Here is a 1,247-nt window from a genome sequence, read left to right on the forward strand (position 1 = left end):
CGAGGAGATCATCGCGTGTAGGTCGACGGCCACTTACCGACTGACTGGCGTCGACGCGCCAACCGCTGCGGGCGGACACCCCCCGACAGGGCCCCTTGCGTCCGACGGCGGGGGCGGGCGCGTCTCCGCTCAGCCTGCGGGCAGTCGTGCCGCTGGGGCGGCACGGGTGGGCGCAGGCAGCACCCCGCTCCGCCGGGTTGCGCACCCACCCGGCCTCAGCCGCAACCCCGAGCACCGCACACGGACCCCCGAGCAACGCCCCGCCCCGAAAACCTCCCACCCCTCACCCCCACCCCGGCGACAATGACCCCGTGCGGTACAGAATCCTGGGCGTCACGACGGCAGAAGACGAGCACGGCTCGGTCGTACCCATCGGCGGCCCCCGCCTCCGCGCCCTGCTCACCGCCCTCGCCCTGCGCCCCTCCCGCGTTGTCACTCCCCAGGCGCTGATCGACGAGGTCTGGGCGGAGGACCCGCCGCAGGACGCCCCCGCCGCCCTCCAAGCCCTCATCGGCCGTCTCCGCAGGGCCCTCGGCAAGGACGCCGTCACCTTTGAGACGGGCGGCTACCGACTCGCGGCCGGCAAGGCCGACATCGACCTCTTCGTCTTCGAACGGCTCGTCCAGCAGGGCACCGACGCCCTCACCGGCGACGACCCCGCCCTCGCGGAACGGCACCTCGACGCCGCTCTCGCCCTCTGGCACGGACCCGCCCTCGCAGACCTCCCCGACCGCTCCGCCGCCACCCGCCCGGAGGCCAGGCGCCTGGAGGCGACCCGGGCCAGGGCGGAGGCCCGGCTACGGCTGGGACGCGGGCTGGACGTCGTACCCGAACTGCGCGAACTGACCGCCGTACACCCCTACGACGAGCCGCTGCACGCCCTCCTCATCCGCGCCCTGCGCGACACCGGACGGGAGGCCGATGCCCTGGCCGCGTACGAGACCGCCCGCCGTGCCCTGGCCGAAGGCCTCGGCACCGACCCCGGGCCCCAGCTGCGCGCCCTCCACGCCGGCCTGCTCGACTCCGCCCCGAAGGACGAGAAGCGCCCGTCCGCGCCGCCGGAGCGCGAGCGCACCCGTCCGGGGGCCATCCGCCCGCGGCTGACCTCTTTCGTCGGCCGGGAACCCGAGATCGACGCCATCCGTTCCGACATGCACAGGGCCCGGCTCGCGGCCAGAGGAGGAGACGAGCTCTCCCGGCGCCTCCTCGCGTGGGCCGCCGATGCACTCTCGCTGTTGCGGAGCCTG

1 protein-coding gene is annotated in these 1,247 nt (G+C 75.1%); it reads left to right on the forward strand.

Features of this window, described 5'->3' with window-relative positions:
- Positions 1–311 precede the first annotated feature (311 nt).
- On the forward strand, positions 312–1,247 hold a 936-nt coding region (locus ABT116_RS47685), incomplete at its 3' end, for an AfsR/SARP family transcriptional regulator (protein ID WP_351647709.1).

It is taken from the genome of Streptomyces sp. NPDC002130 (assembly GCF_040296465.1).
Taxonomy (GTDB): Bacteria; Actinomycetota; Actinomycetes; order Streptomycetales; family Streptomycetaceae; genus Streptomyces.